The following is a 23,752-nucleotide window of genomic DNA, read 5'->3' on the forward strand; positions in this document are numbered from 1 at the left end:
CATGCCATGCCGATTATAGTTGTCGGAACGCGCGACCGACCGCGTCAATCGTGTAGGCGATGTCGTCTTCTGTATGGGCGAGAGTAATAAACCATGCCTCATACTTGGACGGTGCGAGATTGACGCCTTGCTTGAGCATTAGCTTGAAAAATTTCGCAAACAACTCGCCATCGCTCCGCTGGGCCTGCTCATAGTTTTCAACTTTTTCTTCTGTAAAGAAGACAGTCAGCGCGCCTTTGAGGCGATTGATAGTTACCGGCAGGCCGCATTGGCGGGCATGAGTCATGATCCCTTCTTCGAGCATGGCGCCAAGCCGGTCAAGATGCTCGTATACGCCTTCTTGTTTCAACACTTCGAGGCAGGCGATACCTGCGAGCATCGATGCTGGATTACCAGCCATCGTCCCAGCTTGGTAGGCTGGGCCAAGCGGAGCAACTTGTTCCATAATATCTTGGCGTCCGCCGTACGCCCCAATCGGCAAGCCGCCACCGATAATTTTCCCCATGGCCGTCATGTCAGGTTCAATGCCAAGCAAGTTTTGCGCTCCCCCGTACATAAAACGGAAAGCAGTGATGACCTCATCATAAATAACGAGCGCCCCGGCTTCATGGGCGATATCGTTCACGGCTTCTAAAAAGCCGGGTTTCGGAAGGACAATTCCGAAGTTGCCGACGATCGGTTCAACCAATACGGCCGCGACGTGTTCGCCCCAAACGTTCATCGCCTCACGGAATGATTCCACATCATTATATGGCACCGTAATGACTTCTTGGGCAATGCTTTGCGGCACGCCAGCTGAATCCGGCGTCCCTAATGTCGAAGGACCTGAGCCGGCGGCGACAAGCACGAGGTCGGAGTGACCGTGATAGCAGCCGGCGAATTTAACGATTTTGCTGCGGCCGGTGTAAGCTCGAGCGACGCGGATGGTCGTCATCACTGCTTCTGTTCCTGAGTTGACAAACCGCACTTTCTCAAGTGAAGGAATCGCTTCTTTTAACATTTTCGCAAATGTAATTTCGTGCGGTGTCGGTGTGCCGTACAACACCCCTGTTTCCGCGGCGCGCTGGATGGCCGCGGTGATGTGCGGGTGGGCATGTCCGGTAATGATCGGTCCGTAGGCGGCCAAATAGTCAATGTATTTGTTGCCATCTACATCCCAGAAATAGGCCCCTTGCGCCCGTTCCATGACGACCGGAGCGCCACCGCCGACTGCTTTATATGAGCGGGATGGGCTGTTCACCCCGCCGACAATGTGTCGAAGTGCTTCTTCATATAATTGTTCCGATTTTGTCCACTGCATCGCTTGATATCCTCCTGTTTCCGATGACTGCCCCTTTATTTTACCATAATGTGCTGTTCACTGTGGCTGTCGTGCTCGCTAGAGAGAAGACATCATTTGGTCATTGCGGGAGACGAGGGGGAAAAGTAAGCCGACAACCGATATAGGATATGCGTTTTCAGCACATTAAAGATATTTCCACAAATTCCTCGCCAGCTTCTATATAAGTTGAATTAAAGATTTACAACTGAACACACAAACGATCGATCGTTTGTTCTGGTTTCTGGTTGATTCGCTGAATAAAGGCTTGGACATTCTTTCTAATTTCTTGCACACTCGAATAGAACACGTTGTAAATCACGTCTGATTTCAGCCATTTCCATAGCCCTTCAATCAAGTTCAATTGCGGACTGTATGGTGGCAAAAAGACGAGCTCTAACCGATCTTCGTGTTCTTTTAAAAATGGCTGAATGAGTTTGGCATGGTGAATTCGAGCGTTATCTAAAATCATCACTATTTTGCCTGTGGGATAGCGTTCTAACACAAGTTGAAGAAATCGAAGAAATGTTTCCGCGTCATAGCATTCTTCTTCGATGCAAAACACTTCCCCCTGTTTCGTAGTTCAACGTGCCAATCAGCTTCAGCCCTTGATGTTTTCCAAACGTCGGAATGATTCGTTGTTTTCCTTTGACAAACCATGTTTTTTGAATCGCTTGGTAATCACGAATCATCGACTCATCTTGAAAGAGGACATGGGCGATGTTCCCATCTACCAGTTTTTTTTACTTCAGGGAAGGTGATTTCGACGAATTCTTTTTGTTTCTCTTCATCGGCATTGGCTAGTGTATAGGTCGGTTTCGTATAGCTTAGCCCTAACCGATGCAGAATGTCACTTGTTCCGCGAAGCGTGTATGTTGGCCCCCACTTTTGTTGAATGAGTTCAGCGATTATCGCAAGCGTCCAATTATATTTTGCTTCGAATCCCACATCTACGGGGAGCTGATGTTCAATGATCAAAGCCAGCTCTTTTTCCTGCTCAGGGGTCAATCGACGTGGGGCGCCAGGTGAGTATTTCATCTCCAGTCCATCAAGACCGCGCTGGGCGTAGGCATGAATATAGTTATAAATAGTTTTCTTGGATCGACCAATAATCGTTGCGATTTCTCCTTTGGTATATCCCTGCAAATGAAGATAAATCGCTTGGTAGCGTTCATATGCTCGTTTACTTTTTGCTTCTTTCATGGCAGTGGACAACTTTTCGATCTCGTCTTTGTGATTTGGCATCATATTTTCTCTCCGTTCCCCTATTTTCTCTTTGTATTTATTCGCCGTGGAACGGGAGAAAACCTTTATTTCAATTTATATAGAAGACAAAACAGGTGAAAATAACATGGATTTATGTATAATTGCAACATAGAAGGAAGGCGGCAGCCTGTCTTCGTTTGTTCACTTCAAAGAGAGGCAGGAGGAGAAGGATGAACGCTATTGAAGTAGAGGAGTTGCGAAAAGAATTTAAAGTGCACAAAAGCCGCTCCGGCCTCGTCGGAGCGTTTCGTGATTTATGGACGCGCCGTTACATGACGGTTCGTGCGGTTGACGGCATCTCCTTTACCGTCAAGCAAGGGGAAATGGTCGGCTATATCGGCGAAAACGGTGCTGGCAAATCGACGACGATCAAAATGTTGACTGGCATTTTGACACCGACATCCGGTCGCATCATTGTCAATGGGATGAACCCGCATAAGGAGCGGGAGAAATTTGTGCGGACAATCGGTGTTGTCTTCGGCCAGCGCTCACAATTATGGTGGGACATCGCTGTTCAAGAGTCGTTCCGACTGTTAAAAAAGGTGTACCGTGTCCCGGATGAGCAATACGCTCGCCATATGAGCGAAGTAATTGAGATGCTTGAGATCGGCCCGCTCCTTGACAAACCGGTGCGCAAGCTGTCGCTCGGGCAGCGGATGCGCTGCGAGCTCGCCGCTGCGCTCATTCACAATCCGCCCCTATTGTTTTTAGATGAGCCGACAATCGGTCTAGATGTGCTTGTCAAGCTCAACATCCGCCAGTTTTTGAAACAGTTGAACGAACGGTATGGAACGACGATTTTATTGACGACGCACGATATGTCGGATATCGAAGCGCTGTGCGAGCGGGTGATTATGCTCGATGAAGGGAAAATCATTTACGATGGTTCGCTTGAGCAGTTAAAAGAAAAATGGGGGCAAGGAAAACGGGTCGCCTTTACATTTGCTGAAGGAAAGGACGCCTCCATCTTGCAAGAGCTGACCGCCGGATTGGATGTTGTCTGGAAAAAAGGCGAACAGTCCAACGTCTGGGTGGCGCACGTTCCATCAGGAGGAGTTCCGGAAGTCGTCAGCCGCGTCGCCGCCCGCTATGCGCTGCAAGATATCCGCATTCATGAAGTGTCAACGGAAGAGATTGTCCGCAATATCTATGAGGAAGGTGCGGTCCATGGATAAATATGTGGAAATGATCCGCATCCGCTTTTTAATGATGCTTGCCTATCGGACAAACTATTATACTGGCATTCTTATTTATGCTATTAACATTGCGGCGTATTATTTCCTTTGGGCGGCTATTTACGGGGACAAACCGTCGATGCAAGGGATGTCGCTTGGACAAATGACGACGTATGTTGCCATTTCTTGGCTGTCAAGGGCATTTTATTTTAACAACATCGACCGTGAAATCGCTATGGAAATTCGCGATGGAAAAGTAGCGACCGAGCTCATTCGCCCATACAGCTATTTAGGGATGAAGGCGGTTCAAGGGCTCGGCGAAGGGTTGTTCCGTTTGTTCTTTTTGTCGTTGCCCGGGCTTTTAGTCGTGTCGCTCTTTTTGCCGCTTCAGTTTCCAGAAAACGCCCATACATGGCTGTCATTTAGTTTGTCGCTCCTGCTTAGCTTTGTTATTTATTCAGAGCTGAACTTGCTAGCGGGGGTGGTGACGTTTTTTACATTCCGTAACGAAGGGTTGCTCAGGGCGAAACGGTTTATCATCGATCTGTTTTCCGGGCTCATTTTGCCCGTTTCCTTTTATCCGGATTGGGCGCAACGACTGATGGATTATTTTCCGTTTCAGGCGATTAGCTACATCCCAAGCATGATCATTACGGAAAGCTTCCAAGGCGCCGACGTTCGTGACGGCTTGATCGTGCAGGTGGCATGGTGCGCGCTGTTGCTTTTACCAATCGGGTTGTTATGGCGGATGGCGAAAAAGCGGCTCGTCGTGCAAGGGGGGTAAACGATTGTTTTATATATCGGTCTTTTTTCAATACATGGCGCAATATATGAAAACAAAATTGCAATACCGTACCGATTTGCTCATTGAGTGGTTGTCCGACTTCATGGCTCAGGCAGTCAATCTCGTGTTTTTGCTCGTCGTTTTTGGCCATACACCGCTCCTTCACGGTTGGACGCGCGATGAAATTTTGTTTATTTACGGCTTTTTTCTTGTGCCGTATGCGGTATTTGGCGCTTTTTTTAATCTATGGGATTTCAATGAGCGCTATATTGTCCAAGGAGAAATGGACCGTGTGTTGACTCGCCCGGTGCACAGCCTATTTCAGATCATTCTCGAACGGATGGAGCTCGAATCGTTGTTAGGGGCTATACCGGGATTGATCATTATGGCGTACGCTAGTGTCCGGTTATCGCTGACGTTTCATTGGTATGACTTCTTTATCTTTATTTTACTTGTGATCGGCGGTGCGTTCATTTACGCCGGCATTTTCATTTCGCTGGCAACCATTAGCTTTTTCGCTGATGCTCGCACCTCGATTATGCCGATGATGTACAACATTAGCAGCTATGGCCGCTATCCGATCGATATTTATCATCGGGTCATTCGCTATATTTTAACATGGGTGCTTCCGTTTGCCTTTGTTGGCGTCTATCCGGCTTCGTATTTTCTTAACAAGCAAGAGTGGTATGATTATGCGTTTATGACCCCGGTTGTTGGCGCGCTGTTTTTCGCCATCGCTATAATGCTTTGGAACGCCGGGGTTAGGAGGTACCGAGGGACGGGGAGTTAACTGCCTCGTCCATTTTTTTGCTTAATGGAGGTTGTCATGAAAATGACAAACAACGTCCAAACAATTGCCATAATCGTTTACGCATAGTTTCGATTTCATCGCGTAAAATAATTTGTGAATGTATTCACAATAATAAGAAGGGAGAATAGTGATGAAAAACGGAGGAGGAAACAGAGTAGCGGTTGTCGGCACAGGGTTTGTCGGTTCCAGCTATGCATTTGCTTTAATGAATCAAGGGATTGCTGATGAGATTGTGCTCATTGATGCAAATGAAAATAAAGCCAAGGGCGATGCGATGGATTTAAACCATGGGAAAGTGTTTGCACCGAATCCCACCAACATTTGGTATGGGGATTATCGTGATTGTCGTGATGCTGATTTAGTCGTCATTTGCGCCGGTGCCAACCAAAAACCAGGTGAGACGAGGCTCGATCTAGTCGATAAAAATATCGCCATTTTCCGTTCGATTGTCGAATCGGTTATGGCGTCCGGGTTTCAAGGGTTGTTTCTTGTCGCTACCAATCCGGTCGACATTTTGACCTACGCGACATGGAAGTTCAGTGGCTTGCCTTATGAGCGGGTGATCGGTTCGGGGACAATTTTAGATACGGCACGGTTCCGCTTTTTGTTAGGTGAGTACTTCGATATTGCCCCGACGAATGTACATGCCTACATTATTGGCGAACACGGCGATACTGAGCTTCCGGTCTGGAGTCAGGCTGATATCGGCGGCGTGCCGATCCGCAAGTTGATCGAATCAAAAGGAGAGCAGGCAAGGGAAGAGCTGGAGCACATTTTTGTCAACGTTCGTGATGCCGCTTATCAAATTATCGAGAAAAAAGGGGCGACGTACTACGGCATTGCCATGGGGCTCGCCCGCGTGACGCGCGCCATTTTGCATAACGAAAACGCTATTTTGACCGTCTCGGCTTACTTAGACGGTTTATATGGCGAACGTGACGTCTATATCGGTGTACCGGCGGTCATCAACCGTCATGGTATTCGCGAAGTGATTGAGCTTGAGCTAGACGATAACGAGCAAAAATGGTTTCAACATAGCGCAGCGACACTGAAAGGTGTGTTGGCTCGCTCCTTTGCGCAGTAAGTCAAGGCGTTAACTTTCTACAAAAATGGAGAAGGGCTCTGCTAAACGGGTAGTCTAGGCAGGCAGCGCAGCTTGACGCTGCTGTTTCAAGTACGATCACTATCGAGATCGCGGCGGTTCACTCCGTCATAATTGTCCATTCGGCCACGTATATATGAACAACGGACAAGGATGGAGGGAATGTGATGGATTACGCCTTCCTCGGAGTGGTTACCGCCGTACTGCTCGGTAGCATCACCTCAATTTGGACAGCGCGCGTTCAAGCGACGCACCGCCTCTCACTCGACAGTCTGTGGGTGCTCGTTCAATGGTATGTAACGATGCTGCTCGGTTTTGCCATGATTTATATGATTTTGCAGGTGAATGGCCATGCAGTGTTCACTCCGTCCTCAAATAGCGACGTGGATAACCGCTTGTCTTTGCTTGGGGATAGCTTGTACTTAAGCGGCATAACGCTCTTATCAGTGGGATACGGAGATGTGACCCCGATCGGCATCGGACGGTGGATCGCGATCACTGAGGCGTTGCTCGGCTACATTATGCCAGCTGTCATCGTAGCGCGCACCGTATTTGATTGGGACCGCCGCTAACAGTTGCAATTTTCTTCCCACTCCGTTACGCTAAAAGAAAATAAAGCAGACGGAGGGAACGTCATGATAATTGCCATTGGCCAACCAGCCCCGGATTTCACCTTGCCGGCAAGCAACGGGAAAATGGTTTCGCTTTCAGACTTCCGAGGCCAATATGTCGTGCTTTATTTTTATCCGAAAGACATGACGCCTGGATGCACGACTGAAGCATGTGACTTTCGTGACCGCTATGAGCAGTTTACCAGGTTGAATGCCGTTATTTTAGGGGTAAGCACGGACCCAGTTAAGCGGCATGAAACGTTTATTGAGAAATATCAACTGCCGTTTTTGCTTCTTTCCGATGAACAACATCACGTAGCAGAACTATATGGGGTTTGGAAGAAAAAGCGGAATTTTGGTAAGGAATATATGGGCATTGAGCGCTCGACATTCATTATTGCTCCCGATGGAACGTTGGTAAAGGAATGGCGCGGGGTGAAAGTAAAAGGACACGTCGATGAGGCGCTTGCGGAAGTTGCCCAATTGGCCTCATCTAGGTAAGCGTCCAAGCGACATAAACTGTTTTACATATGATACATAGTAACCTCCTCAAATGAATGAAATGTGGTGGGCGGAAAATATTTCTGCCCCCTTTTTTTGTTAAAAGAACGTTTAAGCCCATATATTAATGGTATCTATATTGACAAAAGGCATACATTCCTTGTAGACTAATTATAAATATTATAAAATGATAATTTTTTTTATCTTTTGCAGAGAGTGAGGTGCATGACGGTGTCTGTCAACGAGCAACTGAAGGAAGCGCTGGACATGCTGAAAAAGACGGGCATACGCATCACGCCACAGCGTCATGCGATATTGGAGTATTTGATCAGCTCGATGTCCCATCCGACGGCTGATGAAATATATAAAGCGCTCGAAGGGAAATTTCCTAATATGAGCGTAGCTACCGTCTACAATAACTTGCGCGTCTTTAAAGAGGTCGGGCTTGTCAAAGAGTTGACATACGGTGATTCGTCAAGCCGGTTCGATTTTGTCACATCCAATCATTATCACGTCATTTGTGAACAGTGTGGCAAAATCGTGGATTTTCATTATCCAGCGCTCGATGAAGTTGAGCAGCTAGCTGCTCATGTTACTGGATTTAAAGTCGATCATCATCGCATGGAAGTGTATGGAGTATGCCCTGACTGTCAAAACGAGAAGGGGCGGACACATTAAAAAAGCTGATAGCGCGACAGCGGCTATCAGTTTTTTCTTTTTTTATTGTATTTCTCATCGAATTCTTTTCCTTCAAGTTCGCGATCCAACGTCAGGGGCTCGCGGCAAAACATACATAAATCAACGCGTCCAAGCATTTTCGTCACCTTACCGCATGATGGACAAACGACTTGGACAGCTCTCGTTGAGAGTGTACCGATCCAAAAGTACACGATGCCACTTGCGACGAGAAATAAAAGTCCAAGCACCATAAACAGCGTCATGATGATCGGGGACGTGCGGAAAAACAGCCCAAGATACATGACGATGACGCCGACGAAAATCAAGCTTAAAGCAAATGTGCGAATTTTGTTGATTTTACTCGAATATTTGATACCCATGGTCGTCCCTCCTACATACATCACTATACCATAAAACAGGGGACAATCGTGAAGGAGAAATCAACAAAATTGATGGGCGTTTTTTACTCAGAATAGAGGAATTTCTCGTCTTTTGTCGAATAACGAACGACAACAACGAATTCTCATCTTTGCCGAGGAACGAACGATAGCAATAAGACATAGATTGTGGGATGCATGTAATCGCAGCATAAACGGCCGCTAGCAACATTTTTGTTATCTGTATAAAACAAGGTTGAATCATTGACGACGTTGGAAGGGAGGAAGCCGTTACAGAAAAACAACTGGCCCCAAAAGTGAAAGAAAATATGCTCTCTCCGTCGATTTTTTTGAGGGGGAGAGCTCGGAAGATGTCACAGCTTTACCTGTTTTCTGTAACGGGAACGATTTATGGAAGAATTGCTGCGTCCCATTTATCAAGAATGGGCAAGCCGTTGCAATACGCTCGGAATTTTACTGATTGAGAAAAATGAGGGACATGAGACGGTGACAGATACGTTTGATGCGTTGTTGCTCGTCATTGTCGATTTGCAAAGTGAGCCATTGTTTTTAAAGCATTACTCGATTAATGGTGAGAAGGCAGCACTTTATGCAGTGAATGAACAAAAATTAAACGAATGGTTTGTTCTCGGGTCACATCGAAAGGCCGTCGATTGGGTATTCAATGGAAAAATCGTGTTTGACCGCAATGACTACGTTTGGCAGTTGCGTCAACGTCTTGAGCAATTTCCTCCTAGGGAACGGCAGCTGAAAATGGGATTGGAATTTGCCAAACTGATTCGTCGTTATACTGATGGCAAGGCACTGTTTAGTGCTCGACATTGGCTTGATTCATACAACCATATGATGCACGCCTTGCACCATTTAGCACGGTTAACAGTCATCGAGCATGGCCTTTATCCGGAAGTGACGGTATGGAATCAAGTAAAGCAAATGGATGGGCAAATTTATAAATTATATGAGGAGTTAGTCGGTAGCGAAGAACCGCTTCCAAAACGACTCGAGCTTCTGTTGCTGGCGAGCGAATTTTTAATTCATTCTTTTGTGGCACCAGGATCCTCCCATTTATGTGAGGTGCTAAAGCAAAAAGAGGGAGCGTGGAGTATCGAGGAAATGACCCACCACCCACAGTTTGCCCCCTATTCGGTCGACCTTACCATCATGCTTGAATATTTAGTAGAAAGAAAAGTGTTAAGTGCGGTAGAGGTACCGACAAATGGGGAAAAAATGTTTGAACGTTATTATACTTTGCAGGAAGAGAAAAACTGATGAGCCTTTCCGTCTGGGCTCCCCTTTGTTTAACCTGTTTCAGAAAGAGGTTCCTCAACTTTGAGGGGGAAGTGTCATTGTACGGAATCACACCCGTTAACTTTTTGTAATGAGACGGGGGAACCCGAGCGCACCGCCTTCGCTATCGTAGGCGGAAGGAGCGTATCAATTTCGGTTAGGCATGAAAGTTTAGATCATGAACACAGAATGGTTGAAGAAATTTCGGCAGCCCAGCAAAGATGGGCTGTCTATCCAAAAAAGTAAAAAAAGCTATTGACTTCTATGTCGAACGATGATATATTTTAAATCGCTGCCGCGACGAAAAAACGTTGCGAAGCAAGATGAATAAAAAAGTGTTGACAACTCATAATAAACATGCTAACATATAGAAGTCGCTTCGAGAGAGCGAAAAACAAACTTGTTCCTTGAAAACTGAACGAAACGAAGCGCAAGTCAATCAACTTTCTTTTGGAGAGTTTGATCCTGGCTCAGGACGAACGCTGGCGGCGTGCCTAATACATGCAAGTCGAGCGGACCGGACGAGAGCTTGCTCTTGTTTGGTCAGCGGCGGACGGGTGAGTAACACGTGGGCAACCTGCCCGCAAGACCGGGATAACTCCGGGAAACCGGAGCTAATACCGGATAACACCAAAGACCGCATGGTCTTTGGTTGAAAGGCGGCTTCGGCTGTCACTTGCGGATGGGCCCGCGGCGCATTAGCTAGTTGGTGAGGTAACGGCTCACCAAGGCGACGATGCGTAGCCGGCCTGAGAGGGTGACCGGCCACACTGGGACTGAGACACGGCCCAGACTCCTACGGGAGGCAGCAGTAGGGAATCTTCCGCAATGGACGAAAGTCTGACGGAGCGACGCCGCGTGAGCGAAGAAGGCCTTCGGGTCGTAAAGCTCTGTTGTGAGGGACGAAGGAGCGCCGTTTGAATAAGGCGGCGCGGTGACGGTACCTCACGAGAAAGCCCCGGCTAACTACGTGCCAGCAGCCGCGGTAATACGTAGGGGGCGAGCGTTGTCCGGAATTATTGGGCGTAAAGCGCGCGCAGGCGGTCCTTTAAGTCTGATGTGAAAGCCCACGGCTCAACCGTGGAGGGTCATTGGAAACTGGGGGACTTGAGTGCAGGAGAGGAGAGCGGAATTCCACGTGTAGCGGTGAAATGCGTAGAGATGTGGAGGAACACCAGTGGCGAAGGCGGCTCTCTGGCCTGTAACTGACGCTGAGGCGCGAAAGCGTGGGGAGCAAACAGGATTAGATACCCTGGTAGTCCACGCCGTAAACGATGAGTGCTAAGTGTTAGAGGGGTCACACCCTTTAGTGCTGCAGCTAACGCGATAAGCACTCCGCCTGGGGAGTACGGCCGCAAGGCTGAAACTCAAAGGAATTGACGGGGGCCCGCACAAGCGGTGGAGCATGTGGTTTAATTCGAAGCAACGCGAAGAACCTTACCAGGTCTTGACATCCCCTGACAACCCAAGAGATTGGGCGTTCCCCCTTCGGGGGGACAGGGTGACAGGTGGTGCATGGTTGTCGTCAGCTCGTGTCGTGAGATGTTGGGTTAAGTCCCGCAACGAGCGCAACCCTTGCCTCTAGTTGCCAGCATTCAGTTGGGCACTCTAGAGGGACTGCCGGCTAAAAGTCGGAGGAAGGTGGGGATGACGTCAAATCATCATGCCCCTTATGACCTGGGCTACACACGTGCTACAATGGGCGGTACAAAGGGCTGCGAACCCGCGAGGGGGAGCGAATCCCAAAAAGCCGCTCTCAGTTCGGATTGCAGGCTGCAACTCGCCTGCATGAAGCCGGAATCGCTAGTAATCGCGGATCAGCATGCCGCGGTGAATACGTTCCCGGGCCTTGTACACACCGCCCGTCACACCACGAGAGCTTGCAACACCCGAAGTCGGTGAGGTAACCCTTACGGGAGCCAGCCGCCGAAGGTGGGGCAAGTGATTGGGGTGAAGTCGTAACAAGGTAGCCGTACCGGAAGGTGCGGCTGGATCACCTCCTTTCTAAGGACGAAAAGCGGAAGCGCCGCGGTCGGCTCTCGAAGCCAAATGTTCTTCACCCGTAGGGGTGCTTGCACCCCGAGGGGGGAAGGTTATTTGGCAGAAGAGAGCCAGGCGCTGGAGCTAGACATCACGAAAAGCGGAGGCCGTTAATGGCCAATCATTAACAAATTGCGCTTTCGTTTCGTTCAGTTTTGAAGGAATGAGAATTCCTTCAAATCGTTCCTTGAAAACTAGATAACCGGAAAAGCTGAGGTGCCGCGGTCAGCTCTCGAAGCCAAATGTTCTTCACCCGCAGGGGTGCTTGCACCCCAAGGGGGGAAGGTTATTTGGCGGAAGAGAGCTAGGCGCCGAAGCTAGACAATAAGGAAGAAGCCGAAACGCGCTGTAGGTTAAGCTAGAAAGGGCGCACGGTGGATGCCTTGGCACTAGGAGCCGATGAAGGACGGGGCAAACGCCGAAACGCTTCGGGGAGCTGTAAGCAAGCGTTGATCCGGAGATGTCCGAATGGGGAAACCCCCTGCCCGTAATGGGGCAGGATCCATGCCTGAATCCATAGGGCATGGAGGGCACACCCGGGGAACTGAAACATCTTAGTACCCGGAGGAGAAGAAAGCAAATGCGATTCCCTGAGTAGCGGCGAGCGAAACGGGAACAGCCCAAACCAAGAGGCGTGCCTCTTGGGGTTGTAGGACCGCTCAGATGGGAGTGAGAAAGGAACGGGGTAGACGAACCGGTCTGGAACGGCCGGCCAGAGAAGGTGACAGCCCTGTAGTCGAAACTTCGTTCCCTCCCGAGCGGCTCCTGAGTACGGCGGGACACGGGAAATCCCGTCGGAAGCAGGGAGGACCATCTCCCAAGGCTAAATACTCCCTAGTGACCGATAGTGAACCAGTACCGTGAGGGAAAGGTGAAAAGCACCCCGGAAGGGGAGTGAAAGAGAACCTGAAACCGTGTGCCTACAAGTAGTCAGAGCCCGTTTATGGGTGATGGCGTGCCTTTTGTAGAATGAACCGGCGAGTGACGATGGCGTGCGAGGTTAAGCCGAAGAGGTGGAGCCGCAGCGAAAGCGAGTCTGAATAGGGCGTTTGAGTACGTCGTCGTCGACCCGAAACCAGGTGATCTACCCATGTCCAGGGTGAAGGCCGGGTAACACCGGCTGGAGGCCCGAACCCACGTACGTTGAAAAGTGCGGGGATGAGGTGTGGGTAGGGGTGAAATGCCAATCGAACTTGGAGATAGCTGGTTCTCCCCGAAATAGCTTTAGGGCTAGCCTCAAGGTGAGAGTCTTGGAGGTAGAGCACTGATTGGGCTAGGGGCCCTCATCGGGTTACCGAACCCAGTCAAACTCCGAATGCCAATGACTTATCCTTGGGAGTCAGACTACGAGTGATAAGATCCGTGGTCAAGAGGGAAACAGCCCAGATCGCCAGCTAAGGCCCCCAAGTGCACGTTCAGTGGAAAAGGATGTGGAGTTGCGAAGACAACCAGGATGTTGGCTTAGAAGCAGCCACCATTTAAAGAGTGCGTAATAGCTCACTGGTCGAGTGACTCTGCGCCGAAAATGTACCGGGGCTAAACGTGCCGCCGAAGCTGCGGGATGACCGTTGGTCATCGGTAGGGGAGCGTTCTAAGGGCATCGAAGCCAGACCGGAAGGACTGGTGGAGCGCTTAGAAGTGAGAATGCCGGTATGAGTAGCGAAAACAGAGGTGAGAATCCTCTGCGCCGAAAGCCTAAGGGTTCCTGAGGAAGGTTCGTCCGCTCAGGGTTAGTCGGGACCTAAGCCGAGGCCGAAAGGCGTAGGTGATGGACAACAGGTTGAGATTCCTGTACCACCTCCTTCCCGTTTGAGCGATGGGGGGACGCAGGAGGATAGGGTGAGCAGGCGGCTGGAAGAGCCTGTCCAAGCAGTAAGGCTGGCCAGTAGGCAAATCCGCTGGCCGTAAAGGCTGAGCTGTGATGGCGACGGATTTGATCCGGAAGTCCCTGATTCCACACTGCCAAGAAAAGCCTCTAGCGAGGGAAGAGGTGCCCGTACCGCAAACCGACACAGGTAGGCGAGGAGAGAATCCTAAGGCGCGCGGGAGAACTCTCGTTAAGGAACTCGGCAAAATGACCCCGTAACTTCGGGAGAAGGGGTGCTCTTTGGGGTGATGAGCCCCGAAGAGCCGCAGTGAAAAGGCCCAAGCGACTGTTTATCAAAAACACAGGTCTCTGCGAAGCCGAAAGGCGAAGTATAGGGGCTGACACCTGCCCGGTGCTGGAAGGTTAAGGGGAGCGCTTAGCGCAAGCGAAGGTGCGAACCGAAGCCCCAGTAAACGGCGGCCGTAACTATAACGGTCCTAAGGTAGCGAAATTCCTTGTCGGGTAAGTTCCGACCCGCACGAAAGGTGTAACGACTTGGGCACTGTCTCAACGAGAGACCCGGTGAAATTATACTACCTGTGAAGATGCAGGTTACCCGCGACAGGACGGAAAGACCCCGTGGAGCTTTACTGCAGCCTGATATGGAATTTTGGTATCGCTTGTACAGGATAGGTGGGAGCCAGGGAAGCCGGAGCGCCAGCTTCGGTGGAGGCGTCGGTGGGATACCACCCTGGCGGTATTGAAATTCTAACCCGCACCCCTTATCGGGGTGGGAGACAGTGTCAGGTGGGCAGTTTGACTGGGGCGGTCGCCTCCCAAAAGGTAACGGAGGCGCCCAAAGGTTCCCTCAGAATGGTTGGAAATCATTCGGAGAGTGCAAAGGCACAAGGGAGCTTGACTGCGAGACGGACAGGTCGAGCAGGGACGAAAGTCGGGCTTAGTGATCCGGTGGTTCCGCATGGAAGGGCCATCGCTCAACGGATAAAAGCTACCCCGGGGATAACAGGCTGATCTCCCCCAAGAGTCCACATCGACGGGGAGGTTTGGCACCTCGATGTCGGCTCATCGCATCCTGGGGCTGTAGTCGGTCCCAAGGGTTGGGCTGTTCGCCCATTAAAGCGGTACGCGAGCTGGGTTCAGAACGTCGTGAGACAGTTCGGTCCCTATCCGTCGTGGGCGTAGGAAATTTGAGAGGAGCTGTCCTTAGTACGAGAGGACCGGGATGGACGCACCGCTGGTGTACCAGTTGTCCCGCCAGGGGCACCGCTGGGTAGCTATGTGCGGAAGGGATAAGCGCTGAAAGCATCTAAGCGTGAAGCCCCCCTCAAGATGAGATTTCCCATCGCGTTAAGCGAGTAAGATCCCTCGAAGATGACGAGGTTGATAGGTCCGAGGTGGAAGCGTGGCGACACGTGGAGCTGACGGATACTAATCGATCGAGGGCTTAACCTAGAAAAGCGGAGGCCGCCCGCCTATCGGCGAGACGTGCTGGAGGGCCTGCGAGGAGGCTCGAACCAAGCAAAGCTTGGTTCTGCGTGGGTGGTGCCACAGGAGCGTATGCAATGTGTCGCCGCCACAGCAGGACCGAAGCGTCGCGAGCCGATGGCGGCCGGAGCTAGACAGTACGAAAAGCGGAGGCTTCTTCCCCCAAAAACGGTTATCTAGTTTTGAAGGAATGAAAAAAAGCTTGACAATAAGCTGTTTTTCATTATAATAATACTTGTCTGTTGTTGCCTAGTGGTGATAGAGGAGAGGAAACACCCGTTCCCATCCCGAACACGGAAGTTAAGCTCTCCAGCGCCGATGGTAGTTGGGGCCAGCGCCCCTGCAAGAGTAGGTCGCTGCTAGGCATGATAAATGGAGGATTAGCTCAGCTGGGAGAGCACTTGCCTTACAAGCAAGGGGTCGGCGGTTCGATCCCGTCATCCTCCACCACTTTCAATCGTCGCGGGGTGGAGCAGTCCGGTAGCTCGTCGGGCTCATAACCCGAAGGTCGCAGGTTCAAATCCTGCCCCCGCAACCAAAATGGTCCCGTAGTGTAGTGGTTAACATGCCTGCCTGTCACGCAGGAGATCGCGGGTTCGAGTCCCGTCGGGACCGCCATTATTTCAAAACTATGAAATAAAAAATCACATGCGGCTCGGCAGCTCAGTCGGTAGAGACGAGCATCAGCATCATCGAATTTGCTGCGAGTTGCCTCGACGCATCATACTTCCTCGAATCCGCTAGTAGAGGAAGAGGCACAGGGTAATTCAATGAACGAGGTAGAAAATAACATATGGCTCGGTAGCTCAGTCGGTAGAGCAAAGGACTGAAAATCCTTGTGTCGGCGGTTCGATTCCGTCCCGAGCCACCATCATTGTGGATATGCCGGCTTAGCTCAATTGGTAGAGCAACTGACTTGTAATCAGTAGGTTGCGGGTTCAAGTCCTGCAGCCGGCATCCCTCATATGAGCCATTAGCTCAGTAGGTAGAGCATCTGACTTTTAATCAGAGGGTCGGAGGTTCGAGTCCTCCATGGCTCATCACAATGCGGAAGTAGTTCAGTGGTAGAACACCACCTTGCCAAGGTGGGGGTCGCGGGTTCGAACCCCGTCTTCCGCTCCACTCGTTTGCCGGGGTGGCGGAATTGGCAGACGCACAGGACTTAAAATCCTGGGGTAGGTAACTACCGTGCCGGTTCGAGTCCGGCCCTCGGCACTTGCGCTCGTAGCTCAATTGGATAGAGCATCTGACTACGGATCAGAAGGTTAGGGGTTCGAATCCTCTCGAGCGCGTTGACGGGAAGTAGCTCAGCTTGGTAGAGCACACGGTTCGGGTCCGTGAGGTCGCAGGTTCAAATCCTGTCTTCCCGATTTTCCTGTGGGGCCTTAGCTCAGCTGGGAGAGCGCCTGCTTTGCACGCAGGAGGTCATCGGTTCGATCCCGATAGGCTCCACCATTCAAATATATAAATTTGGCGGTGTAGCTCAGCTGGCTAGAGCGTACGGTTCATACCCGTGAGGTCGGGGGTTCGATCCCCTCCACCGCCATTATTATCGGACCTTTAGCTCAGCTGGTTAGAGCAGACGGCTCATAACCGTCCGGTCGTAGGTTCGAGTCCTACAAGGTCCACCATTATTACGTTACTTTTTGGAGGAGTACCCAAGTGGTTGAAGGGGTCGGTCTTGAAAACCGAGAGGCGTCGCAAGGCGCGCGGGGGTTCGAATCCCTCCTCCTCCGCCATCCATTTATCCATGAATAAATTTACATCATGCCGGCTTAGCTCAATTGGTAGAGCAACTGACTTGTAATCAGTAGGTTGCGGGTTCAAGTCCTGCAGCCGGCACCATCAATGTGGCGGCTATGGCGAAGTGGTTAACGCACCAGATTGTGGCTCTGGCATGCGTGGGTTCGATTCCCACTAGTCGCCCTTTCTCTTCTTCCTTAATTTATATTTGTTGCGGGTGTAGTTTAGTGGTAAAACCTCAGCCTTCCAAGCTGATGTCGTGGGTTCGATTCCCATCACCCGCTTTTATGGGCCTATAGCTCAGCTGGTCAGAGCGCACGCCTGATAAGCGTGAGGTCGGTGGTTCAAGTCCACTTAGGCCCACCATTTTCCATTGCATATTGTCAGATGATTCGATATAATACTAATCGAGCATTTCTTGATTATTCCGCAATAGCTCAGCGACGAGCCCTTACTTCATCGAATAGGCTACGAGTTGTCCCGACGCATTCAGCTTCTTTGAATTGGCTAGTAGAGGAAGGGACACTGAGCATAAACATCCTCGAATAAGCTGAATCAGCTAGTAGAGGAAGAGACGAAGTAGATTTGGAAGAATGTTTCTTAGTTATTCCGCAATAGCTCAGCGGTAGAGCAACCGGCTGTTAACCGGTAGGTCGTAGGTTCGAATCCTACTTGCGGAGCCATTATGGAGAAGTACCCAAGTGGCTGAAGGGGACGGTTTGCTAAACCGTTAGGTCGCAGTTTTGCGGCGCGCGGGTTCAAATCCCGCCTTCTCCGCCATGATTGGCCCGTTGGTCAAGTGGTTAAGACACCGCCCTTTCACGGCGGTAACACGGGTTCGAATCCCGTACGGGTCATCGTTGTTGGCACCAGATATTCTGGTGCCCCTTTTATACGACGAATTTTGTCGATTTTTGCGTTTTTTCTTGCCATGTACGTACTGTTTTGTTATAATGAGTTTCGTTAAGTTTTAAATAAAATATTGGGGACAACGCAGTGTTTCGTTTCGTCATAGAACGAGGCATTGCGTTTTTTTATTATACTAGCAATTGTGCGTCGGCCTCACCGCCATGGATTTGCGTAAACATCGTTTGAATAGCCTGAAGTTGGCGATTGGCAACATCTTCAGGAATCGATGGAAGAAAATAAACGATTTGCAAAGCGTTTTTCGTTCCTTTTGTCACCGCTGTGCGTTTGGAATCGACGATTGGGCTGCCGAACGGACCGTGTTCATCTTTGCTGACGAGTTTATTCGCAAAGTTGACGGTGCGTCCATTTAGAGCTATGTATTCATCTTGTTCTGTACCTACGGTAATCATCACGGATCCTTGGATACAATCAAGATCGTAAATGCCGAGTGGTATTTTATAATAGAGCGAAAAGAAGTTGTTTACATCGACTGCTGAATGGATCGATGGAACAAAGTTTTTTTTCTGGATACGACGGTATAAGCTTTCACTTGAGGGTCGGTAACGCCCTGGATCCGTGCCGATTTGTTTGAATGCCTGACGCCATTCGGCGAGCTCGGGAATGTCGGCGATGGCTTTTTCCTGTAGCTCAAAGTAAATCGACTTTTGAAACAGTTCAAGCCGGCCTTTTAACATTTGCGGCGAGTCGCCGATTTCGATATGGTGGTAGCGGATCACGCCAAATTTGCCCGAAGGAAGACGTTGTTTTAATTCTTCTGATATGATGCATTTCATATGAATCACCCCGTGTTTCATTTTACCATATACCTCGAAGGGAGGGAAAATAATGGACATTGTCTCTTTGAAACAGGAAGTGATTGAATACAGCCGGTCGATCGGCATCGATAAAATCGGTTTTGCAAGCGCTGATCCGTTTGTGGAACTAAAGGAGCGGCTTCGTCGGCAACAGGAGCTTGGCTATCAATCCGGATTTGAGGAACCGGATATTGAAAAGCGGACAAATCCGTCGTTGCTTCTTCCCGAGGCGAAATCGATCATTGCCATTGCGCTTGCCTATCCATCAAAAATGAAAGATGCTCCACGCGGGACGAAAAATGAGCGGCGTGGCCTTTTTTGTCGTGCATCGTGGGGAAAAGACTATCATGATGTGTTGCGGGAACGTTTACGCCAACTTGAAGAATTTTTACTTGCGAAGGTACCACATGCCCGTGTTCGTTCGATGGTGGATACGGGAGAACTCGCTGACCGGGCCGTGGCAGAGCGGGCAGGGATCGGTTGGAGTGGGAAAAACTGTTCCATTATTACGCCGGAGTTTGGTTCGTACGTGTATTTGGGTGAGATGATTACAACGATTCCGTTTCCGCCCGATGAACCGATCGAAAACCGGTGCGGCACATGTACGAAATGCATCGATGCGTGCCCCACAGGGGCGCTCGTGCAAGGGGGACAACTGAATGCGCAGCGGTGCATCTCATTTTTGACGCAAACGAAAGGCTTTTTAGCCGATGAATTTCGTGAGAAAATCGGCAATCGGTTGTACGGTTGCGATACGTGCCAGTTGGTCTGCCCGGAAAACAAGAAGAAAGATTTCCACTTGCATCCGGAATTCGAGCCGGATCCCGAGGCAGCGAAACCGAAGCTCATCCCGCTTCTTCAGGTAAGCAATCGTGAGTTTAAAGAGAAATTCGGCGCAATGGCAGGCTCATGGCGCGGGAAAAAACCGATCCAGCGCAACGCCATTTTGGCGCTCGCCCATTATAAAGACCGGACAGCTGTTCCGCATTTATTGCGGCTGCTGAAAGAAGACAGCCGTCCCGTCATCCGTGGGACAGCAGCGTGGGCGCTCGGGAAAATCGGGGATGTAAGTGCCAAGCCATATCTCGAAGAGGCAAGACAAACGGAAACAGATTCAGATGTAGTCGCCGAAATCGAAAAAGGGTTGAAACTGTTGACAGAGGTAAAGGAATAGGGAAAAAACTGCCGCTTCCTCACATAAGGTAGTAACAAAAACGAAAGTGGGGAGCGGCATGAAAAAGCGGCTGCATGATTGGCTCGATAAGCGGGCGCACTCATTTGTCTCGGAAAGCAATATCCAAGGCGATGAAGAAATTACTAGGAAGCAGCAACTTTGCCAAAGGCGTGGGGCAGAAATTGTCCGTTGCACTATTCGAGGGCAAATTATCGGCAGACAGACAGTCGAGCGAGAGACAAAAATGGTTTATATTGCCCATCATCAATTTTTAATTAAGCACGGGGCAACTTTATATATTGAGGAGCAAGTCGAGGAGCGATGCGCCCGTTTTTTAGGCACCGAGTTGGTGGATGATAAACGGGTTAGCCGGATGGGGGAATACGTTGAAGCGCCTCGTGTCGAACGTGAGCAATGGACAGGAGAGCGCCTTTCTTACCAATATGACCGTGCTCAGGCGGTACGGTATGCAGAAACGTGGTGGAATCGGCATAACCCGGCGTTTCCGTCTTTTTCTGTTGATTGCACGAACTTTGTTTCCCAATGTTTGTATGCGGGCGGAGCGCCAATGACCGGCTATCCGAACAGGGCGCGGGGATGGTGGTGTCAAAACGGAAGCTGGAGTTACAGCTGGGCGGTCGCCCATTCGCTGCGCTGGTATTTGAGTGGATCGCGCATCGGTCTACAGGCGGTGGAAGTCCCTGAACCAGAACAATTGATGGCAGGTGATGTCATTTGTTATGATTTTCAAGGGGATGGACGCTTCGACCATTCCACCATTGTGGTGGCCAAAGACCAAGATGGGATGCCGCTTGTGAATGCCCATACGACGAACAGCCGAATGCGGTATTGGTCATACGAAGATTCGAGCGCCTATACGCCGAACATCCGGTATAAATTTTTTCACATCATTGATCGCAAATAAACGACGTTGTTGAGGTGAACGAAATGCCGCTTCATGTAGTACTATACCAACCAGAAATTCCAGCAAATACAGGGAATATCGCCCGCACATGTGCGGCGACGGATACAGCGCTTCATTTGATTCGTCCGCTCGGGTTTTCGACGGATGATAAAATGTTAAAGCGCGCCGGGCTTGACTATTGGCCATATGTCAATATTTCGTATTACGACTCCATTGACGAGCTGTTTGCCCGATTTCCGGGGGGAGAATTTTACTTTATTACGAAGTTTGGCCAGCAATATTATGACTCGTTTGACTTCAGCGATCAGAAAAAAGACATTTTTTTTGTATTTGGCCGCGAGACGACCGGGTTGCCGAAGGAGCTCCTCGAGGCCAACAAGGATCGTTGCTTGCGCATCCCGATGAACGACAAAGTCCGTTCGTTGAATTTATCAAATACGGCGGCTATTTTAGTGTATGAGGCACTGCGTCAGCAACGGTTTCACGGATTGTCGTAAACAAAAAAACGACCTTCGCTATGGAGGTCGTTTTTTTGGGCTTTATTGTTTGACACCCGGTTTGTCTTCGTACCCAGCCGTGAAAATGGCTGTTAAAAAGGCGATGATAACTCCTAACATCAGCAATGTGCGCATCGTTTTTTCCTCCCTTGCAATGAAAGTGGCAGGCGTTTCCCCTTTATTATAACGAATATGGCCGAGCATGTGAATGACTGCCGCGAACTGTTCGAAGACAAAATTTTTTTTGTGGCGAATGATACGGGACATCCTCGCATAAATTGTAATAATCTTGCTGTAAGACATCCAAGGGTGAGGAGGTCCTTTATGGATATTTTAAGAAAGATCGCACGGTACCGGGAAGAGGAAGAGAGGCTGAGATGGGAAGGAACGTTCGCTGAGTATTTAGAGATTTTAAAAGAAAAGCCGTGGGTCGCCCAGTCGGCTCATTCGCGCGTTTATAATATGATTAAAGACGCTGGGGTTGAAGAGGTGAACGGGCGGAAACGGTATAAGTTTTTCAGCCAGCATTTGTTTGGGCTCGAGGAGGCGCTCGAGCGGCTTGTTGAAGAATATTTCCACCCAGCGGCAAAACGACTTGATGTACGCAAACGGATTTTGCTGCTGATGGGGCCGGTTGGCGGCGGGAAGTCAACGTTGGTAACGCTCCTGAAGCGCGGGCTTGAGGAGTATTCAAAAACGGAGCGCGGCGCCGTTTATGCGATTAAAGGTTGCCCGATGCATGAAGATCCACTTCACCTCATTCCTCACCATTTGCGCGACGATTTTTACCGTGAATACGGCATTCGCATTGAAGGGGAGCTGTCGCCGCTCAATATGATGCGGCTTGAGAAAGAATACGGTGGTCGGATTGAAGACGTGATGGTCGAACGCATTTTCTTCTCAGAAAATCGGCGTGTCGGCATCGGGACGTTCAGCCCGTCCGACCCGAAATCGCAAGATATCGCTGATTTGACGGGAAGCATCGATTTCTCGACCATTGCTGAATATGGTTCAGAATCCGACCCGCGGGCGTATCGGTTTGACGGCGAGCTGAACAAAGCAAACCGCGGCATTATGGAATTTCAAGAGATGTTAAAGTGCGATGAAAAATTTCTTTGGCATTTGCTATCGTTGACGCAAGAAGGCAATTTCAAAGCGGGAAGGTTTGCGCTTATCAGCGCTGATGAACTGATCGTTGCCCATACAAATGAAACAGAATACCGATCGTTTATTTCCAATAAAAAGAATGAAGCGCTCCATTCGCGCATTATCGTGATGCCGATCCCGTACAACTTGCGTGTCTCGGAAGAAGAGCGCATTTATGAAAAAATGATTCGAGAAAGCGACGTTGCTGATGTGCATATTGCCCCGCACACGCTGCGCATTGCGGCCATGTTTACGATTTTGACGAGGCTGAAAGAATCGAAACGGCCGGATGTGGATTTATTGAAGAAAATGCGCCTGTATGACGGAGAGATGATCGAAGGGTTCAACGAAGTCGATGTAGAAGAGCTGAAAAAAGAGCATCCAGACGAAGGAATGAGCGGCATCGACCCTCGCTATGTCATCAACCGCATTTCGGCTTGCATCATCCGAAAAGAAGTGCCATCGATTAATGCGCTCGATGTGCTTCGTTCACTGAAAGAAGGGTTGGATCAACATCCATCCATCTCAAAAGAAGATCGTGAACGATATTTGAACTTCATCTCGCTTGTGCGCAAAGAGTATGACGAAATCGCCAAGCAAGAGGTACAAAAGGCGTTCGTGTATTCGTATGAAGAGTCGGCGAAAACGTTGATGGATAACTATTTGGATAATGTCGAAGCATATTGCAACAAAACGAAACTGCGCGACCCGCTCACTGGCGAGGAAATGAATCCGGATGAAAAACTGATGCGCTCGATTGAAGAACAAATCGGCATTTCTGAAAATGCGAAAAAGGCGTTCCGCGAAGAAATTTTAATCCGCATCTCCGCCTACGCGCGCAAAGGACAAAAGTTTGATTACAATTCGCACGAACGGTTGCGCGAAGCGATCCAGAAAAAGCTGTTTGCTGATTTGAAAGACATCGTGAAAATTACGACATCGACGAAGACCCCCGATGAGCAGCAATTGAAAAAAATCAACGAAGTTGTCGCCCGTTTGATTGATGAGTACGGGTATAATTCCACATCAGCGAATGAATTGCTCCGATATGTCGGCAGCTTGTTGAACCGTTAGGCATGCCTCGAGTATTCGGGCATGCTTTTTTTACGCCGATAATCGGGCTTGTCCACTTCTTGATTCCTTGTCCATTTTCCACATTCATCTGTCAATTATTTCGAATTTTTGCATAGGATAAAATAAACAACTTGGCATAGTGATGGTCCGTTTTGATGACGCCAACATAAGTATATGCGGGAAAA

15 protein-coding genes, 21 tRNA genes, 3 rRNA genes and 1 pseudogene are annotated in these 23,752 nt (G+C 49.7%); 36 read left to right on the forward strand and 4 right to left on the reverse strand.

From position 1 onward, the window contains the following. Positions 1 to 13 precede the first annotated feature (13 nt). Positions 14 to 1,300, reverse strand: coding sequence for a glutamate-1-semialdehyde 2,1-aminomutase (locus IC804_RS12725; protein ID WP_029761757.1), 1,287 nt, complete (start codon positions 1,298 to 1,300; stop codon positions 14 to 16). 220 nt (positions 1,301 to 1,520) lie between these two features. After that, positions 1,521 to 2,566 (reverse strand): annotated as a pseudogene (locus IC804_RS12730) (IS630-like element ISBs2 family transposase). Between the two features lie 188 nt (positions 2,567 to 2,754). Between IC804_RS12730 and IC804_RS12735 the strand changes: the two are divergent. The 7 genes from IC804_RS12735 (at position 2,755) to perR (ending at position 8,246) form a co-directional block, all read left to right on the forward strand. Continuing rightward, positions 2,755 to 3,759, forward strand: coding sequence for an ABC transporter ATP-binding protein (locus IC804_RS12735; RefSeq protein WP_029761758.1), 1,005 nt, complete (start codon positions 2,755 to 2,757; stop codon positions 3,757 to 3,759). Next, on the forward strand, positions 3,752 to 4,543 hold the full coding sequence (locus tag IC804_RS12740; protein ID WP_011886813.1) for an ABC transporter permease: 792 nt from the start codon (positions 3,752 to 3,754) through the stop codon (positions 4,541 to 4,543). The genes IC804_RS12735 and IC804_RS12740 overlap by 8 nt, the downstream gene beginning before the upstream one ends. 4 nt (positions 4,544 to 4,547) lie before the next feature. Beyond that, positions 4,548 to 5,333 carry an ABC transporter permease gene (locus tag IC804_RS12745; protein WP_011886814.1) on the forward strand — a complete coding sequence of 262 codons (786 nt, stop codon included), beginning with the start codon at positions 4,548 to 4,550 and terminating at the stop codon, positions 5,331 to 5,333. 151 nt (positions 5,334 to 5,484) lie between these two features. Beyond that, positions 5,485 to 6,438, forward strand: coding sequence for an L-lactate dehydrogenase (locus IC804_RS12750; RefSeq protein ID WP_081157605.1), 954 nt, complete (start codon positions 5,485 to 5,487; stop codon positions 6,436 to 6,438). A 185-nt stretch (positions 6,439 to 6,623) separates the two neighbouring features. Next, positions 6,624 to 7,028, forward strand: coding sequence for a potassium channel family protein (locus IC804_RS12755; protein WP_008881536.1), 405 nt, complete (start codon positions 6,624 to 6,626; stop codon positions 7,026 to 7,028). Between the two features lie 63 nt (positions 7,029 to 7,091). After that, a complete protein-coding gene (gene bcp, locus IC804_RS12760) occupies positions 7,092 to 7,568 on the forward strand; it encodes a thioredoxin-dependent thiol peroxidase (protein WP_029761761.1) in 477 nt (158 codons plus the stop codon). A gap of 225 nt (positions 7,569 to 7,793) precedes the next feature. Then, entirely contained in the window at positions 7,794 to 8,246 is a 453-nt protein-coding gene (perR, locus tag IC804_RS12765) for a peroxide-responsive transcriptional repressor PerR (RefSeq protein WP_011886816.1), read from the forward strand. 26 nt (positions 8,247 to 8,272) lie between these two features. Here perR and IC804_RS12770 read toward each other — a convergent pair whose 3' ends face one another. Next, positions 8,273 to 8,626, reverse strand: coding sequence for a YgzB family protein (locus tag IC804_RS12770; RefSeq protein WP_008881533.1), 354 nt, complete (start codon positions 8,624 to 8,626; stop codon positions 8,273 to 8,275). Between the two features lie 408 nt (positions 8,627 to 9,034). Between IC804_RS12770 and IC804_RS12775 the strand changes: the two genes are divergently transcribed. The 25 genes from IC804_RS12775 (at position 9,035) to IC804_RS12895 (ending at position 17,884) form a co-directional block, all read left to right on the forward strand. After that, a complete protein-coding gene (locus IC804_RS12775; protein ID WP_011886817.1) occupies positions 9,035 to 9,913 on the forward strand; it encodes a nucleotidyltransferase-like protein in 879 nt (292 codons plus the stop codon). 465 nt (positions 9,914 to 10,378) lie between these two features. Then, positions 10,379 to 11,935: ribosomal RNA gene (locus IC804_RS12780) — 16S ribosomal RNA — on the forward strand. A 387-nt stretch (positions 11,936 to 12,322) separates the two neighbouring features. Next, positions 12,323 to 15,251, forward strand: a 23S ribosomal RNA gene (locus tag IC804_RS12785). A 281-nt stretch (positions 15,252 to 15,532) separates the two neighbouring features. Then, positions 15,533 to 15,649 (forward strand): 5S ribosomal RNA (gene rrf / locus IC804_RS12790). The 16S, 23S and 5S rRNA genes sit together here with 21 tRNA genes alongside, the layout of an rRNA operon. A 9-nt stretch (positions 15,650 to 15,658) precedes the next feature. Beyond that, positions 15,659 to 15,734 (forward strand) — tRNA-Val (locus IC804_RS12795). A gap of 11 nt (positions 15,735 to 15,745) precedes the next feature. Continuing rightward, positions 15,746 to 15,822, forward strand: a tRNA-Met gene (locus tag IC804_RS12800). Between the two features lie 4 nt (positions 15,823 to 15,826). Further along, positions 15,827 to 15,902, forward strand: a tRNA-Asp gene (locus IC804_RS12805). A 177-nt stretch (positions 15,903 to 16,079) separates the two neighbouring features. Continuing rightward, positions 16,080 to 16,155 (forward strand) — tRNA-Phe (locus tag IC804_RS12810). 13 nt (positions 16,156 to 16,168) lie between these two features. Continuing rightward, a tRNA-Thr gene (locus IC804_RS12815) sits at positions 16,169 to 16,241 on the forward strand. A 10-nt stretch (positions 16,242 to 16,251) separates the two neighbouring features. Next, positions 16,252 to 16,324, forward strand: a tRNA-Lys gene (locus IC804_RS12820). A gap of 7 nt (positions 16,325 to 16,331) precedes the next feature. Next, positions 16,332 to 16,406: transfer RNA gene (locus IC804_RS12825), tRNA-Gly, on the forward strand. Between the two features lie 7 nt (positions 16,407 to 16,413). Next, positions 16,414 to 16,499: transfer RNA gene (locus IC804_RS12830), tRNA-Leu, on the forward strand. Positions 16,500 to 16,502: 3 nt separating this feature from the next. Further along, positions 16,503 to 16,576, forward strand: a tRNA-Arg gene (locus IC804_RS12835). A 4-nt stretch (positions 16,577 to 16,580) separates the two neighbouring features. After that, positions 16,581 to 16,654, forward strand: a tRNA-Pro gene (locus IC804_RS12840). Positions 16,655 to 16,663: 9 nt separating this feature from the next. Continuing rightward, a tRNA-Ala gene (locus tag IC804_RS12845) sits at positions 16,664 to 16,739 on the forward strand. Positions 16,740 to 16,756: 17 nt separating this feature from the next. Next, a tRNA-Met gene (locus IC804_RS12850) sits at positions 16,757 to 16,830 on the forward strand. Positions 16,831 to 16,838: 8 nt separating this feature from the next. Further along, a tRNA-Ile gene (locus IC804_RS12855) sits at positions 16,839 to 16,915 on the forward strand. Between the two features lie 17 nt (positions 16,916 to 16,932). After that, positions 16,933 to 17,023 (forward strand) — tRNA-Ser (locus IC804_RS12860). Between the two features lie 30 nt (positions 17,024 to 17,053). Then, a tRNA-Thr gene (locus IC804_RS12865) sits at positions 17,054 to 17,129 on the forward strand. Between the two features lie 8 nt (positions 17,130 to 17,137). Continuing rightward, positions 17,138 to 17,210, forward strand: a tRNA-His gene (locus IC804_RS12870). A 30-nt stretch (positions 17,211 to 17,240) separates the two neighbouring features. Next, a tRNA-Gly gene (locus IC804_RS12875) sits at positions 17,241 to 17,311 on the forward strand. A 5-nt stretch (positions 17,312 to 17,316) separates the two neighbouring features. Beyond that, positions 17,317 to 17,393: transfer RNA gene (locus tag IC804_RS12880), tRNA-Ile, on the forward strand. Between the two features lie 242 nt (positions 17,394 to 17,635). Next, a tRNA-Asn gene (locus IC804_RS12885) sits at positions 17,636 to 17,710 on the forward strand. Between the two features lie 4 nt (positions 17,711 to 17,714). Beyond that, positions 17,715 to 17,807: transfer RNA gene (locus IC804_RS12890), tRNA-Ser, on the forward strand. A 5-nt stretch (positions 17,808 to 17,812) separates the two neighbouring features. After that, positions 17,813 to 17,884, forward strand: a tRNA-Glu gene (locus IC804_RS12895). A 180-nt stretch (positions 17,885 to 18,064) separates the two neighbouring features. Here the strand turns inward: IC804_RS12895 and IC804_RS12900 are convergent. Beyond that, a complete protein-coding gene (locus IC804_RS12900) occupies positions 18,065 to 18,730 on the reverse strand; it encodes a B3/B4 domain-containing protein (RefSeq protein ID WP_081157345.1) in 666 nt (221 codons plus the stop codon). Positions 18,731 to 18,782: 52 nt separating this feature from the next. On the opposite strand from IC804_RS12900, the gene queG reads away from it, so the two are divergent. The 4 genes from queG to IC804_RS12920 all read left to right on the forward strand — a co-directional run bounded on the left by queG (position 18,783) and on the right by IC804_RS12920 (position 23,567). Further along, complete coding sequence (gene queG, locus IC804_RS12905) at positions 18,783 to 19,925, forward strand: tRNA epoxyqueuosine(34) reductase QueG (RefSeq protein WP_008881667.1); 1,143 nt, start codon at positions 18,783 to 18,785, stop codon at positions 19,923 to 19,925. A gap of 58 nt (positions 19,926 to 19,983) precedes the next feature. Next, positions 19,984 to 20,850: an amidase domain-containing protein gene (locus IC804_RS12910; protein ID WP_011886819.1), complete on the forward strand. Its 867-nt coding sequence runs from the start codon at positions 19,984 to 19,986 to the stop codon at positions 20,848 to 20,850. Positions 20,851 to 20,873: 23 nt separating this feature from the next. Then, positions 20,874 to 21,347 carry a tRNA (uridine(34)/cytosine(34)/5-carboxymethylaminomethyluridine(34)-2'-O)-methyltransferase TrmL gene (gene trmL / locus IC804_RS12915; RefSeq protein WP_008881664.1) on the forward strand — a complete coding sequence of 158 codons (474 nt, stop codon included), beginning with the start codon at positions 20,874 to 20,876 and terminating at the stop codon, positions 21,345 to 21,347. Positions 21,348 to 21,671: 324 nt separating this feature from the next. Further along, positions 21,672 to 23,567: a PrkA family serine protein kinase gene (locus IC804_RS12920; RefSeq protein ID WP_011886821.1), complete on the forward strand. Its 1,896-nt coding sequence runs from the start codon at positions 21,672 to 21,674 to the stop codon at positions 23,565 to 23,567. The last annotated feature ends 185 nt before the right edge of the window (positions 23,568 to 23,752 follow it).

The organism is Geobacillus sp. 47C-IIb, assembly GCF_014679705.1.
GTDB lineage: Bacteria > Bacillota > Bacilli > Bacillales > Anoxybacillaceae > Geobacillus > Geobacillus thermodenitrificans.

Excerpts from the sequence above, each read along its gene's own strand:
- IC804_RS12755 (WP_008881536.1), top strand. The coding sequence starts at position 6,624 with ATGGATTACGCCTTCCTCGGAGTGGTTACCGCCGTACTGCTCGGTAGC.
- IC804_RS12775 (WP_011886817.1), top strand. The coding sequence starts at position 9,035 with ATGGAAGAATTGCTGCGTCCCATTTATCAAGAATGGGCAAGCCGTTGC.
- IC804_RS12740 (WP_011886813.1), top strand. The coding sequence starts at position 3,752 with ATGGATAAATATGTGGAAATGATCCGCATCCGCTTTTTAATGATGCTT.
- IC804_RS12750 (WP_081157605.1), top strand. The coding sequence starts at position 5,485 with ATGAAAAACGGAGGAGGAAACAGAGTAGCGGTTGTCGGCACAGGGTTT.
- bcp (WP_029761761.1), top strand. The coding sequence starts at position 7,092 with ATGATAATTGCCATTGGCCAACCAGCCCCGGATTTCACCTTGCCGGCA.
- trmL (WP_008881664.1), top strand. The coding sequence starts at position 20,874 with ATGCCGCTTCATGTAGTACTATACCAACCAGAAATTCCAGCAAATACA.
- perR (WP_011886816.1), top strand. The coding sequence starts at position 7,794 with ATGACGGTGTCTGTCAACGAGCAACTGAAGGAAGCGCTGGACATGCTG.
- IC804_RS12770 (WP_008881533.1), bottom strand. The coding sequence starts at position 8,626 with ATGGGTATCAAATATTCGAGTAAAATCAACAAAATTCGCACATTTGCT.
- IC804_RS12900 (WP_081157345.1), bottom strand. The coding sequence starts at position 18,730 with ATGAAATGCATCATATCAGAAGAATTAAAACAACGTCTTCCTTCGGGC.
- IC804_RS12735 (WP_029761758.1), top strand. The coding sequence starts at position 2,755 with ATGAACGCTATTGAAGTAGAGGAGTTGCGAAAAGAATTTAAAGTGCAC.
- IC804_RS12920 (WP_011886821.1), top strand. The coding sequence starts at position 21,672 with ATGGATATTTTAAGAAAGATCGCACGGTACCGGGAAGAGGAAGAGAGG.
- IC804_RS12910 (WP_011886819.1), top strand. The coding sequence starts at position 19,984 with ATGAAAAAGCGGCTGCATGATTGGCTCGATAAGCGGGCGCACTCATTT.
- queG (WP_008881667.1), top strand. The coding sequence starts at position 18,783 with ATGGACATTGTCTCTTTGAAACAGGAAGTGATTGAATACAGCCGGTCG.
- IC804_RS12725 (WP_029761757.1), bottom strand. The coding sequence starts at position 1,300 with ATGCAGTGGACAAAATCGGAACAATTATATGAAGAAGCACTTCGACAC.